This window comes from Streptococcus rifensis, from assembly GCF_053203525.1.
Map to the genome: position 1 here is coordinate 1 of NZ_JBRUCW010000005.1, position 14,163 is coordinate 14,163.

A 14,163-nucleotide genomic window follows, 5' to 3' on the forward strand; every position below is an offset into this window, starting at 1 on the left:
TCACCGATTACATTTTTTACTACAATAACAAACGCATTAAGACTAAACTAAAAGGACTTAGCCCTGTGCAGTACAGAACTAAATCCTTTCACTAATATTTCCTGTCTAACTTTTTGGGGTCAGTACACTTTTGTCCCAGCCTCTTTTCTTTTTTTATTATTCTTTCACAGTTTTTTGGAGGAAAAATCTTAAAAAAGAGAAAGAAGATCAACCAATAGTTGTAATCGTTTTCTTTGTTTTGTGACGATAAAATATTAAAAAAAGCTGGTTTCATAGGTTTTTTGCTTTTCTATAATTACAACTTATAGCACTATTAATTTTAATTAAGTAGATTTTTTTAGACTTTCGAGGTACTATAATAGTGTCAACAAAATGTAAACGCTTTACAACAAACACTTACATTCTAATTTTTTAATACAAAGGAGTATTTATTATGTCAGTTGCAGAAATCGTGAAAGAAATGTACCCAGAAGATTTGTTTGCTTATGCATCAAAACTAACTGAAGGTGAAGTTCGTGTTCTTCAGAATCTTCGTAAAGAATTGCATGAACGTGTAGAACCTCTTTTAATTGATAGCTATGAAACAGCAGCTCTTCCACGTGAAGAGATCTTGGGAGCATTCGCTGCAGCACGCATCATGGATCATCCAGATTTGTTCGAAGGTCGTGAAGACAAGTGGAAAGCTAGCGAATTATATAATCTCTTCCTTTACTTGGAAATGGCACGTTTTGACGCTTCTGTAGCAACCTTCTTCACTGTACACGGTGGTCTTGGTTATAACACAATCCTCTTAGGTGGTAGCCCAGAGCAAATCGAGAAATATGGAACCTTGGTTCGTACCTTCCAAGGACAAACCTGTTTCGCATTGACAGAGCCTGATCATGGTTCAGATATTGCAAGTGGTCTTGCAACAACAGCTGAACGTCGTGGAGACAAGTGGATCCTCAATGGTGAAAAACGTTGGATTGGTGGCGCTAAGACAGCTGACTTTATTCCAGTCTTTGCTCGTGATACAGAAGATGGAAAAATCAAGTGCTTTATGGTACAAGGTGGTAGCCCAGGTCTCTCAGTTGAGAACGTAGAACACAAGATTGCTCTTCGATTGGTTAACAACGGCCACATCACCTTGAAAGATGTGGAAGTAGATGATGCAGATCGTTTGGTAAACATCAACGGATTTAAAGATGTTAACCGTATCTTTGTTCGCACGCGTGCGGATGTTGCCTACATTGCGATGGGTATCGCAGCCGGTGCCTTTAACGCAGCACTTGACTTGACAACAACTCGTGAACAATTTGGCCGTAAACTGGCAGGCTTCCAGTTGGTACAAGAAAAATTATCTCGTATGCAAGCTAACGTTGTAGCGACTATTGCCTACTCAGCTCGCTTGGCCGAATTACAAGAAGAAGGTCAAGAAGTGATGTTGAACTCAGCCCTTTCTAAGTTACACAATGCCCTTCGTATGCGTGAAACTGTCGCTCTTGCACGGGAGGTATGTGGTGGTAATGGTATCACAACTGAAACTAAGGTGGCTCGCTTCTTCACTGATGCAGAAGCTATCTACACTTATGAAGGTACTCATGAGATCAATGCTTTGATCGTTGGTCGTGAGATAACTGGCGGTATCGGTGCATTTGTATAAAAAATGAAGTTGGAGGAATGGTAAGAGGCTGTGGTCATTCGAGCCGTCCTCCTCTTTCAGTTAAAGAAATTGAAGAAAAAAGGATAAGATTATGACAATCACAAAAGTAATGGTAATTGGTTCAGGCCAAATGGGTAGCGGTATTGCTCAAGTCTTTGCGCAATCTGGCTTCACTGTTTACCTTAATGACATTAAAGAAGAATTTGTACAACGTGGCTTAAAAGAAATCCAAAAGCAATTGGCACGCTCAGTAGCACGTGAACGCATCACGCAAGAACAAGCTGAAGAAATCTATGGTCGCTTAATCCCATCTGTGGATTATAATGATGCTAAAGATGCACAATTAGTAGTGGAAGCGGCGACTGAAAACCGAGATATCAAACTGAGTATCTTTAAGCAATTGGATGAGATTACACCAGCTGAAACTATTTTGGCTTCTAACACATCTTCCTTGTCAGTTACTGATATCGCTGCAGCAACTGGACGTCCTGACAAGATTGTAGGTCTCCACTTCTTTAATCCAGCACCATTGATGAAACTGGTTGAGATTATCAGCGCTCTGCAAACATCAGAAGAAACAGCTAAAACGATGGAAGAAATAGCTGGTCAAATCAATAAAACAGCTGTAAAAGTCGCTGATTCTTATGGATTTGTTGTAAACCGTATATTGATTCCAATGATCAACGAAGCTGTCTTCGTTCTTGGTGAAGGTGTTGCGACAGCTGAAGAAATTGATGCTGCGATGAAACTTGGTGCCAACCATCCAATTGGCCCACTGGCTCTAGGGGATTTGATTGGCCTTGATGTCGTTCTAGCTATCATGAATGTCTTGAACAATGGCTTTAATGATCCTAAATACCGTCCAGCACCATTACTTAAGAAAATGGTGGAAGCGGGCAAACTGGGTCGTAAGACTGGCAAAGGATTCTTTGAATATTAATCAGAATAGGTTGAAAGAGGTTTTAAAAACATGAGAGAAGCAGTTATTGTATCAGCAGTTCGGACTCCAATCGGAACATTTGGTGGTTCCTTGAAGGATGTGTCAGCTGTTGATTTGGGAGTGACCGTTGTTAAGGGAGCTCTCGAAAAAGCAGGGATTAAACCAGAATTAGTTGATGAAGTTATCTTGGGGAATGTCCTTAGTGGCGGTATGGGGCAAAACATGGCTCGCCAGGTTAGTGTGAAAGCAGGGATCCCGATTTCTAGTCCAGCATTCACCATTAACAAGGTGTGTGGATCAGGGCTAAAGACTATCCAATTAGCAGTGCAAGCGGTCCTTCTTGGGGATGCTGACATCGTGGTAGCAGGTGGTGCTGAAAACATGAGTCAAGCACCGTACGTCCTTCCAAGTCAACGTTGGGGTGCTCGTATGGGCAATGGCCAGGTAGTAGATACCCTTTTGCGCGATGGCTTAGTAGATGCTTTTGATGATTATCATATGGGTATTACAGCAGAAAACGTTGCGGCTAAATACGGTATCACTCGTGAGCAACAAGATAGTTTTGCGGTTCATTCACAACGCAAGGCAGTTGCAGCTGTGAAGTCTGGACGTTTCAAAGAAGAGATTGTACCAGTGACTATCCCTCAGCGTAAAGGGGATCCAGTTATCTTCGATACAGATGAATACCCACGTGAAAATGCATCGTTAGAAGGTATGGCGAAATTGCGTACAGCTTTCAAGAAAGATGGTACCGTTACAGCTGGTAACGCATCTGGTATCAATGATGGTGCAGCAGCAGTTGTCGTGACTAGCCGTGAAAAAGCGGAAGAGCTTGGCCTTGAGATTTTGGCAACCATTAAGTCTTATGCCAGTGCTGGACTGGAGCCTGAACTGATGGGTTGTGGGCCAATCTTTGCATCGCGTAAAGCGCTTGACAAAGCTGGTTTGACAGTGGCAGATCTTGACTTGATAGAATCAAACGAAGCTTTTGCAGCACAAGCTTGTGCGGTAAACCAAGAACTTGGTTTAAATCCTGATATTGTTAACGTTAATGGTGGTGCGATTGCCCTTGGTCACCCAATTGGTGCTTCAGGTGCTCGAATCTTTGTTACCCTTCTCCATGAGATGCAAAAACGTGATGCTAAACGTGGTTTAGCAACACTTTGTATCGGTGGAGGTATGGGAACAGCTGTTATTGTTGAACGATAGTCAAAAAGGGGGATTGGTTTATGAAAAAAACGCCTAATCGTTGGATTATTCTCTTAGCATCTGTCTTGACGAACTTGTCTCTAGGTGCTGGTTATGCTTGGTCTGTTTTCCAAAAAGCTTTGTTGGAAACCAATGCTGATAAGGGCTGGGCCTTGTCTCAGACTTCCCTTGCCTTCAGTATTTCTTTTGCAATGGTACCAGTTGGTATGATTATCTTTGGTCCTAAGGTGGACCAGATGGGACCTAAAAAATTTGTTTTCTTGGGAGGCCTTCTTTTCGGATCAGGGATGTTCTTGACAGGATTTGCCACAACGATTCCAGTCCTTTACCTCACTTATGGAGTCCTTCTTGGTCTTGGTATTGGTTCTGCTTATGGTGCAGCAACATCTGTGGCTGTAAAGTGGTTTCCAGATAAGAAAGGCTTGGCTGGTGGTTTGACGGCCGCAGGGTTCGGTTTAGGCCCATTGATTATCTCACCACTTGCTAAACAACTGATTGCCTCAGTTGGCGTCTATAAAACATTTAACATTCTTGGAATTGCACTCCTTATTGTGATCTGTTTAGCTTCTCTTGTAATGGAAAAAGCCCCTGTGGCAGAACAAGCAACTGGTGCCGAAGTTCCGCAAGGTAAAACTTACAAGGAAATGCTGAAAGACCAGAAATTCTGGCTACTTTGGGCCGTTTACACGATGGGAGCGACAGGTGGTATGATGATTATCGGTACTGCCAGTGATATTGCAACAACCTATTCACTTGGTGATCCAGTTCAAGTCGTGATGTTGGTGAGTATTGCCAATACTCTTGGCCGTATGTTCTGGGGGACTGTTTCTGATAAAATTGGACGTTACAATACGGTTATTGCGATGTTTGTGGTCGTTGCAGTAGGGCTCTTCTTGCTTGCAAACAACCAAAACTTTGGAGCTATTGTAGCAGTTGCCGGAGTCATGATGGTTGCTTTATCTTTCGGTGGTTTCCTAGGATCCTTCCCAGGTATCACAGCAGAAAACTGGGGGGTTCAAAACGCTGGTTCAAACTACGGTTGGATGTTTACAGCCTACGGTGTAGCAGCAATCTTTGGACCGCAGATCGGTACTAAGATTAAAGAAGCTAATAATGGTGATTACACCACTGCCTTCTTTATTGTTATCGGTATGGCTGTCGTTGGTATCCTCTTGCAACTTTATTACAACGGCAAAGCTAAGAAAACCTAGTGTTTCCTTATTTTAATCAAGATTGCGCTTCTCAGCATGTGAAGCGCAATTTTTTGGTTTTGCAATAGATATGTCAATTATCCACTAGAAATGTTCCGTCGTATAGGCACTTATACTCATTGAAAATCAAAATCTGATAATCGTTATGAAATCCACTAAAGATTTGCTTCCTAAACACCATTAATCTAAACAATACATAAATTTTCTAGCTTATCACAGTCGCACTCAATCCATTTTATACCGCGGCCTTCAAATCAATCGTCTGTCTAAACAAACAATATTCAGATTCTGATTTTAGTTGAGTATTATTTTATAAGTAAAACTTATAGGACTATTAACTTTTCTTAAGTAGACGAAAGAAAGAGAAGCTGGTACAATAATATTGTAAGCGTTTTACATTTTGAGGGATTTTTGGTGCATTTGTTGACACTAGGCGCCGATTACAAGATTCAAAATAGGAGAAACAAATTATGAGTAACACTGTCTTGCTAGAAGTCAAAGAGCAAATTGGTTACATTACAATTAATCGTCCAGAAGCTTTGAATGCATTAAGTTCACAGGTTTTGGCCGATTTGAACACTGTTTTAGATGAAGTTCAAACAAACGAAGAGATTCGTGTTGTCATCGTGACAGGTTCAGGTGAGAAAGCCTTTGTTGCTGGTGCAGATATCAAAGAGATGGATAAGATGACACCGACTGAAGCTTTCGAATACATGACCTATGCCAACGATACCTTCTCTAAACTGGAACATCTTCGCCAGCCAACTATTGCAGCCATTAATGGATACGCTCTCGGTGGGGGTATGGAGCTGGCACTTTCTACCGACATTCGTCTCGGCCATGAGCGCACTTTAGTCGGGTTCCCAGAAGTTGGTCTCGGTATTATTCCAGGTTTTGCTGGTACACAGCGTATGCCACGCCTGATTGGTGTGAGTAAGGCTAAAGAGTTGATTTACACAGCTCGCAATGTCAAGGCTCAAGAAGCTTTAGAACTTGGGATCTTGAACCACTTAGTGGAAGCGGATAAGTTGTTAGAAGAGGCTGAAAACCTTGCACGCCAGATTATGAAGAATGCGCCACTTGCAGTTGAAAAAGCTAAACACGTCATCAGTGTTGGTGCAGACTTGCCGCTATCGCATGCTATTCGTTTAGAAACAGAAGCAGAAGCATTACTCTTCTCAACTGAAGACAAGATCGAAGGTATGGGAGCCTTTGTCGAAAAACGCAAAGCAACCTTTAAACGGAAATAGGAGAACGTAAAATGGCGAAAATCGTAGAATTAAAAGAAGCAGTTTCCCTCATTAAAGAAGGACAAACAGTTGGAATTTCAGGTTTCCTAGGAGTAGGAGAGCCACTGGAGTTGATTGAGGGTTTGGTAGAACAAGGAACCAAGGACTTGACTCTTGCTTCAGTCGTAACGGCTTATCCAGGAAAAGAAATCGGGGTAGGTCGCCTTTGCGAAAATCAACAAGTTAAAAAATACATTGCAGCCCACGTTGGGACATCGCCTTCAGCACAAAAAGAATACTTCAGTGGAAACATGGAAGTGGAATTCACCCCAATGGGAACTGTTGTTGAACGTCTTCATGCTGCAGGAGCAGGTCTTGGAGCTGTGTTGACCCCTACTGGTGTTGGTACAATCTTAGAAGAAACCCAAGAGAAGATTACTCGTAATGGGCGTGAATACTTGATTTACGATCCATTGAAGTTAGATGTAGCCTTAATCAAAGCAACGAAGGCAGATAAATATGGTAACTTGTATATCGATGGTACGACAAAAAATATCTCTCTTCAGCTGGCTTTAGCAGCAGACGTTGTCATTGTTGAGACGAATGAAATCGTTGAAATAGGTGAAATTGCACCAGACGATGTTTATATTCCAGGTATCTTGGTAGACTATGTTGTACAAGGTTTGACACGAGAAGAGCATAATAAAATGATGGGCGACTTGTGGTCAGAAACGAATAGATTAGCAGTGAGGTAAGAAAATGAACGCAAAAGAAGTTATTGCACGCCGTGTAGCTCTTGAATTTCGTGATGGAGATGTTGTTAACCTTGGTTTTGGTATTCCAAATGCTTCTGCAGACTTTATCCCAGAAGGCGTTAATGTCATCCTTCAGGCTGAGAATGGTGCTCTTCGTTTTGGGGAAACACCAACAGCTGAAACCTATAATCCTAACCTAGCAAACTCAGGGGGTGCTCCAATTACTCTGTTACCAGGTGCGTCAACCTTTGACATCCAAACCTCCTTTGCTATTATTCGTGGTGGTCACGTGGATGCTACAGTGCTAGGTGCACTTGAAGTCAGCCAAGACGCTAGTATTGCAAACTGGTTGATCCCAGGTAAGTTTGCGCCAGGGATGGGTGGTGCCATGGACCTTTTGGTCGGTGCTAAACGTGTGATTGCAGCGATTCAGCATGTTGACAAGAAGGGCGAATCTAAAGTTCTTAAAGAGTGTTCGCTTCCTCTTTCTGCCAAAGGAGTTGTCTCACGCGTTATTACAGACTTGGCTGTCCTTGATTTCCAAGATGGTAAATACCTCTTGAAAGAAGTTGCGCCAGGTGTAACCGTTGAAGAAGTCGTTGAAAAAACTGCTGGTGATGTTATTGTCGCTGATGACGTCATTACCATGCCAATCTAAAGACAATAAGAAAAATAAAATCACATGCCTTCACCATACTGGGGGAGGCATGTAAACGTTATTTTCAAATAAGAGCGGTTTCTATGATATAATGAATAGTGTCATTAAAGAAAGGGCAATAAGAGTAATGGATATTGTACAGATGTACTATTTTATAAATATCGTAGAGTGTAGTTGCAACCTTTCCCTCGCAGCTAGAAAAATTCATATTAGCCAATCAGCACTCAGTCAGTTCGTAAAAAATTTTGAGGAAAGTGAAAATATCAAGCTTTTTCACCGAAAAAATGGCCGTTTAGACGGTTTGACGGAAGCAGGTGAACGGATCTTTCGTTATTCGACTGAAATTATTAGTAAATATGAGGAAATGCAAAATGCTATTCAAAGTGAATCGGCCAAGCAACAAGGAACGATTCGTTTAGGGTTGCCTTCTTTAATCTTACGCTTTTATTTTTCAAGGATTTTGCCGAATTTTTTGCATAGCCATCCTCAGATTGATATTCAAATTATCGAAGGTGGCGGGCTGGAGTTAAGGCAAAAATTGATCGCTGAAGAACTTAATTACGCCATCTTGATTGAACCGACCAGTCTTGATTCTAATAAATATGAGCAACATATCATTCAAATGGATGAGTATGTAGCTTTTATGGACAAGTCTCATCCTCTCGCTCAAAAAGACCTTTTAGAGTGGTCCGATTTAGAAGGTTATCACCTTGCAACTTTTATTAAGACCTTTATCACTTACGGATTGATTGATGAAAAACTGAAAAAGGAAAAGGTAAATGCTCCCTTAACGCATCTCTCTTCCAGTTGGGATTATTTAATTGAGTCTATGCAGGGGACAGATACCGTCAGTATCCTGCCAGGACCGATTGAGTCGATTCTCGATCAAGATAAGTTTACTATGGTCAAGTTTAGAGATTTTATTCCCTTTAATATTTGGTTCTGCAGACCGTTTAAGTCTAAATCTACCGAAGTTGAATCCTTAGTATACGAAGAGTTTTTGAAGTTATTCTATATGCCAGTTTCAGAATAGAGAGGATACCATGTTTAAACAAGATGTACTTGATAAGGTTTCTCAATTTTCCGCAGAACAGCTTGCTGATAAGGCTGCTGACTTTGACAAGGCAGAAGAATTTCCAGATCAGCTGTTGCTTCAGTTTATTGCAGAAACCAATGTCTTTAACTTACTAGTATCGGAAGAGCCAGAGGTAGGATTGCGGACTTTTTTAGAAGCGATACGCTTGGTTTCTCAAGAATTTGCTTCACTAGCTAGTATTATTCTTACTCAGGGCATCTATGTACTGTGGACATTGAATCAATTTGGGACGCAAATACAAAAAGAACGTTACCTTGACCAGTTGGTTTCTGGGAAAATCCTAGGATCTTTTGCTTTTTCAGAGCAAGATGTTAGACTTAAAAAGAGTATGCCACAGACCCTCGCGCGTCAAGTAGAGGGAGGCTGGATACTGGATGGCCAAAAGCACATGGTTTCTAATGCATCAGTAGCAGGTCTCTTTCTCGTTTTTGCGCAAACGGTTCCAGAAAAAGGAAGCAAAGGAACCGCCATCTTTATTGTAGATGCGGCGTCGCCGGGTGTCACTATTGGACCGGCTATTGCTAAATCTGGTATGAAGGCCCTCCCCTTGGCATCTGTGAGCTTTGAAGGTGTCGAGATTCCTGAGGAAGCCTTCCTTGGTGATGGCTACCATGAAGGCCTTTCTTATCTGTCTCAAATTTTGGTTAAGATGCGATTGGCAATCAGTGCTCAGGCCCTTGGGGTGGCTGAAGGTGTTTTTCAAAAAGGTCTGGCTCTAAGTGTTTTAAAGCGAGGCTTTGGTGGACGTTTAATGGATGTTTCTGTCAACCAATTTAAATTTTCGGACATGGAAGTTCAATTAGCTGCATGTGAGGCCTTTTATCATGATTACATTCAGTCGGATATGTCTGACCAGAGACGGGTCGCAATGCTAAAGTTGCTATCGACGGCAACAGCACAAAACATAGCTGATGAAGTGGTCCGAGTGATTGGAACCTATAGTTTTATGGATGATAATGATTTGGAACGTTATGTTAATGATGCCAAGGTGACAGGGCTTTATGGTGGATCAACCGATAGTCTCAAAAAGAGTGTGGCCCAGGCGTGGCTCTAAGTAAAAGCAGATAGAAAAGGAGAAAAAGAGATGGAATTACAGACTTATCAATTTGGTGAGATGACATTAACTTGGTTACGAGGTGCTGATAAATACACGGATGCTGGGACCTTGTTTGGCCCTGTTCCAAAAGCTGTTTGGTCCCGTTTTTATCCGACCACAGAGGATGGACTTATGGCTGAAATGACTGATCCTATTTTGCTTAGTTATCGAGATAAGCATTATTTGATTGATACCAGCCTTGGTACGGAAAAATTAGATGCGAAACAGCGCCGTAATTTGGGTATTATTTCAGAGAACCGCTTGTTAGAAAGCCTGGACCATTTGGGGCTATCAGCTGAGGATATTGACGCTGTTCTCATGACCCATATGCATAATGACCATGCTGGTGGACTGACCCGTATCGATGGAGATGAGATTGTATCGACCTTCCCAAAAGCGACCATTTATATTCAGGAGATTGAGTGGGATGAGGTACGCCGTCCAAATGCTAGGACACGGGGAACCTACCTCAAGGAAAACTGGGAGGCCGTTCAGGAACAGGTCGAGACCTTTGATAACTTTTTGGAAGTCGCTCCTGGTCTAGAATTACACCATGCAGGTGGGCATAGTAATGGCCTTAGTATCATTCTCTTAAAACAAGGGGATGAGACCATGATTCACTTGTCAGATCTCCTTATCACCCATGCGCATAGAAATCCACTTTGGGTTGCGGCGGTGGATGACTACCCTATGAACTCGATTGCAGCTAAAGATAAGTGGATTAAAGAAGCCTATGAGAAAGGTTATAAATTCTTCTTCTATCACGACCAATTCTATGCTGTCTTGCAATTTGACGAGACAGGCCAAAAGGTTACAGAATGTGTCAAGCGTCTGCGCCAACCCTTGGTTGATTTTTCGGACAAGCAGGATAAGCGGTTAATCGTAGATCCAGCAGTAATGCATTGATATGATGAGCAGGGAGGACAGCTAGTTCTCCCTTTTTTATCCTTTTAAAAATTAGGCCTAATAACTAATTTATAATAAATAATTATAGTTGTATAAAATCAACTTATGTTGAACCCTATAGAATAAAGCCTGGTAGGTTTTGTTCATTTTTGATCAGTATTATAAGTTGCAAATCTCACTTGCTTTTTTAAAAAGAAAACGTTATCATATTAATAAAGAAATGGAGGTAAAAACATGTCGATTACACAATTACTTAATATTAAATACCCTATTTTCCAAGGAGCCATGGCACAAATTGCGCATTATCAATTGGCTGCTGCTGTATCTGAAGCAGGTGGTCTAGGGATTATTGCTTCAGGGGGGATGACTGGTGAACAGCTACGCGAAGAAATTCGAGAACTGAAACAATTGACTGATAAGCCTTTTGGTGTCAATATTATGCTTATGATGAAGAACATTGAAGAAATCGTGACGGTCATCATTGAAGAAAAAGTACCTGTTGTGACGACTGGTGCAGGAACACCTAAGTTTATCATGCCTTATCTCAAAGAAGCGGGCATCAAAGTGATTCCTGTGGTTGCTAGTGTGAAGCATGCCCAAAAAATGCAGGAGTTGGGTGCTGATGCTGTCGTTGCTGAAGGCTGTGAAGCAGGCGGACATATTGGTGAAAGCACCACCATGTCCATGATTCCACAAATAGTTGATGCAGTTGATATCCCTGTTGTGGCTGCAGGTGGTATGGGTGACGGACGTGGTATTGCGGCAGCTTTTGCATTAGGAGCACAGGGTGTTCAGTTAGGAACTATCTTCCTGGCTTCCGATGAGTGTCCAATCTCAGATGCCTATAAGCAGGCTATACTCGATGCTAATGATACAGCAACAGCTGTTACAGGTCGGATTGCAGGGGCTCCTGTTCGTTGTATCCGCAATGAAATGACAGAAAAATACATTGAATTAGAACGTAATGGAGCTGATCGTGAAGAGTTAGAAGAAATTACACTTGGGTCTCTCTCTAAGGCTGTTTACGAGGGAGATGCGGTTAATGGATCGATGATGAGTGGGCAAATTGCTGGACTTATCAAAGAAGTTAAGCCATGTGCTAGGATTATCGAAGATCTCTTTGATGAAGCGAAGAAAGTCTTGTCACAGACTACAATAGACTGTTAGTTAAGGGAGGTGTTTGCCTCAAGAATTTTTCTTATACATTAAGGACAGGGACTTTCCCTGTCCTTTTAAGTAATGTTTTTGGTATAATAAGGACTAGAGTAAGTTATTGCAGGAGTCCACCTGTCTCGTGATTCACTAGGGATTTTAACCAATATGTGCCTGTCGAAAACGACCAAGACCAAGATGACATCGTTGATTTGAATCTGGTTCATTAGTTTATAGGACTATCATTTAGGATGTTTTAGCGACCTTTCAGGATTTTGGATTATTCTGCAAGGGAATAAGGTTAAACGAATAGTATCACATCAAAATAAGCTACTGATCGAAGAATTGAGAAAAACTCAGATACTCTAATGACGGGTGTATTTGAGAATATTTTGATCTTGAATACCTACATATTTAGAAATAAGGGAGAGAACAGTGATCTATGTTAAAAAAGGGTTAAAAATTGCAGGGATGATTGCTTTAGCTATGGCGCTGAATATAGCGCCGATGGTTTTGATTGGAAATCAGGCTAATACGCCAGTACCGATGAGATGGTTGCTGAGCATTGTCTACTTTCTGGTTGCTGTTGGGATTATTGGCTTTACTTGGAAACGCTATAAAACCTATGGGCCAGAAAGCATCAAGCATCAAAAATTTGGCTGGAGAGATTTTGGTATTGCGATACTGTTCTTTCTAGCAACTCGAGTTTTGGCGGTGGCTGGCACTTATGCGAATATGCTCTATTCTGGCAATGCGACTTCCGCAAACGATGCAGCTTTAATGGCAACAAATGATCAATTAGCTGACATGTTTGTGCTTTATTTTATTGCTTTTCATTGTGCTATTGGTCTTTTTGCGCCGATTTTTGAAGAACTGGTGTTCCGTGGATTTATGACCAAGTACTTTTTCAAGGAAGACACGAAAATCTTACCTTTGGTGGTGACATCAGTTATATTTGCTCTACCTCATGCGACCAATATTGTCGAATTTGCTATGTATTTTGGATTGGGTGCTATTTTTTATGCAGCCTATCTACGTCGAGGAAATATCAAAGATTCTATTGCAGTGCATTTGCTCAATAACTCGTTACTAGTCATCATTTCAGTGATTAGCTACATCCTAATAAAATTTAATATTTTGGGGTAAGAAAGAGAAAAAGGATTCTCTAATATTTAGGAGTGAAGAGTCAAGGAATGATCAGCCTTGAAATCACCTTCTAGAAGACAAGAAAAGTCATCATTTGATGGCTTTTTTTGGTATAATAGAGGATATGAAAAGAGCGACCCCTCGATAGGTATGTATCCCTAGGAATGTCATAGATATAGAAGGTAAAGAGGAGAATTTATGTCTCGTGATTCACAAGTGATTTTAACCAACATGTGCCTGGTCGAAAACGACCGAGGCCAATTTGTCATGCAGATCAGAAGCCCAGAGCGTTACGCTTGGGATGGCGCTGCATTACCTGGCGGACACGTCGAGGAAAAAGAAAGTCTCCATGCCTCAGTTGTCCGAGAAATCTTTGAGGAGACTGGTTTGACCATCTCTAATCCCGAGTTAGTCGGCGTCAAGCATTTTCATACCCGTGGTGACGGGATTCGTTACCTAGTCTTTCTCTATCGGACATCAGACTTTACGGGGACCATTCAGTCGTCTGAAGAAGGGGAAGTCGTTTGGGTAAGCCGTGAAGACATTGCCTCAGGCAAGGTTGAGCTGGCTGACTCTATGGGAGATATGCTGGATTTTTACTTTGAAGAAAATGCCTCAGAGCTCTTTTACGAGCGAGACGCAGACGATATCTTACAGCGGGTGTTTTTGTAGGAGGGCATGATGGCTGCTATTAGACCTGTTTGTAATCACGACATGTCAATCTGGGCTGAATTAGCGGCTAAGGTTTGGCAGACGAGTTCGTCTAAATTGATAGAGAGATTTCAGTCTGGTGCATTCCCGTATGAATTTCTTTACTGGGAAAATGGCAGAGCAGTCGCCTTTATCAGTCTGTCTATCAGGCAGGACTACGTCGAGGGAGCGACTCAAAAACCTGTAGCTTATTTGGAAGGTATCGGTGTTTTAGAAGTTAGTCAAAGGCGAGGAATCGCTAGGGAATTGGTCGATTTTGCCCGTATCTGGGCCAAGGAGCAGGGATTGACACAACTCGCTTCTAATTGTGATCTGTCTAACACCATTAGTCAAAATGTTCATCAGGCTCTTGGTTTTCAGGAAGTGAGCCGGACGGTTAACTATATTTTAGATTGTTAAATTGCTAAGAAGA

15 protein-coding genes are annotated in these 14,163 nt (G+C 41.7%); all 15 read left to right on the forward strand.

All coding sequences use genetic code 11. The features are described 5' to 3' along the window. Nucleotides 1–95: IS3 family transposase (locus tag ACVRYP_RS04125; protein ID WP_447467603.1), on the forward strand; the 95-nt coding region annotated here is incomplete at its 5' end. 338 nt (nt 96–433) lie between these two features. After that, a complete protein-coding gene (gene fadE, locus ACVRYP_RS04130) occupies nt 434–1,642 on the forward strand; it encodes an acyl-CoA dehydrogenase FadE (protein WP_447467495.1) in 1,209 nt (402 codons plus the stop codon). A gap of 91 nt (nt 1,643–1,733) precedes the next feature. Continuing rightward, complete coding sequence (locus tag ACVRYP_RS04135) at nt 1,734–2,582, forward strand: 3-hydroxybutyryl-CoA dehydrogenase (protein WP_447467496.1); 849 nt, start codon at nt 1,734–1,736, stop codon at nt 2,580–2,582. Nucleotides 2,583–2,612: 30 nt separating this feature from the next. After that, complete coding sequence (locus tag ACVRYP_RS04140) at nt 2,613–3,791, forward strand: acetyl-CoA C-acetyltransferase (protein WP_447467497.1); 1,179 nt, start codon at nt 2,613–2,615, stop codon at nt 3,789–3,791. A 20-nt stretch (nt 3,792–3,811) separates the two neighbouring features. Further along, nucleotides 3,812–5,002, forward strand: coding sequence for an L-lactate MFS transporter (locus tag ACVRYP_RS04145; RefSeq protein WP_447467498.1), 1,191 nt, complete (start codon nt 3,812–3,814; stop codon nt 5,000–5,002). A 470-nt stretch (nt 5,003–5,472) separates the two neighbouring features. Beyond that, complete coding sequence (locus tag ACVRYP_RS04150; RefSeq protein WP_447467499.1) at nt 5,473–6,252, forward strand: enoyl-CoA hydratase-related protein; 780 nt, start codon at nt 5,473–5,475, stop codon at nt 6,250–6,252. An 11-nt stretch (nt 6,253–6,263) separates the two neighbouring features. Further along, nucleotides 6,264–6,986, forward strand: coding sequence for a CoA transferase subunit A (locus ACVRYP_RS04155; protein WP_447467500.1), 723 nt, complete (start codon nt 6,264–6,266; stop codon nt 6,984–6,986). 4 nt (nt 6,987–6,990) lie between these two features. Next, nucleotides 6,991–7,644 carry a 3-oxoacid CoA-transferase subunit B gene (locus ACVRYP_RS04160; RefSeq protein WP_447467501.1) on the forward strand — a complete coding sequence of 218 codons (654 nt, stop codon included), beginning with the start codon at nt 6,991–6,993 and terminating at the stop codon, nt 7,642–7,644. A gap of 127 nt (nt 7,645–7,771) precedes the next feature. Beyond that, complete coding sequence (locus ACVRYP_RS04165; RefSeq protein ID WP_447467604.1) at nt 7,772–8,677, forward strand: LysR family transcriptional regulator; 906 nt, start codon at nt 7,772–7,774, stop codon at nt 8,675–8,677. A gap of 10 nt (nt 8,678–8,687) precedes the next feature. Then, on the forward strand, nt 8,688–9,794 hold the full coding sequence (locus ACVRYP_RS04170; protein WP_447467502.1) for an acyl-CoA dehydrogenase family protein: 1,107 nt from the start codon (nt 8,688–8,690) through the stop codon (nt 9,792–9,794). 30 nt (nt 9,795–9,824) lie between these two features. Then, on the forward strand, nt 9,825–10,742 hold the full coding sequence (locus ACVRYP_RS04175; RefSeq protein ID WP_447467503.1) for an MBL fold metallo-hydrolase: 918 nt from the start codon (nt 9,825–9,827) through the stop codon (nt 10,740–10,742). A gap of 234 nt (nt 10,743–10,976) precedes the next feature. After that, on the forward strand, nt 10,977–11,909 hold the full coding sequence (locus ACVRYP_RS04180; protein ID WP_447467504.1) for a nitronate monooxygenase: 933 nt from the start codon (nt 10,977–10,979) through the stop codon (nt 11,907–11,909). Nucleotides 11,910–12,329: 420 nt separating this feature from the next. Continuing rightward, on the forward strand, nt 12,330–13,040 hold the full coding sequence (locus tag ACVRYP_RS04185; RefSeq protein WP_447467505.1) for a CPBP family glutamic-type intramembrane protease: 711 nt from the start codon (nt 12,330–12,332) through the stop codon (nt 13,038–13,040). Between the two features lie 198 nt (nt 13,041–13,238). After that, nucleotides 13,239–13,712: an 8-oxo-dGTP diphosphatase gene (locus ACVRYP_RS04190; RefSeq protein ID WP_447467506.1), complete on the forward strand. Its 474-nt coding sequence runs from the start codon at nt 13,239–13,241 to the stop codon at nt 13,710–13,712. Nucleotides 13,713–13,721: 9 nt separating this feature from the next. Continuing rightward, nucleotides 13,722–14,150 carry a GNAT family N-acetyltransferase gene (locus tag ACVRYP_RS04195; protein ID WP_447467507.1) on the forward strand — a complete coding sequence of 143 codons (429 nt, stop codon included), beginning with the start codon at nt 13,722–13,724 and terminating at the stop codon, nt 14,148–14,150. Nucleotides 14,151–14,163 lie beyond the last annotated feature (13 nt).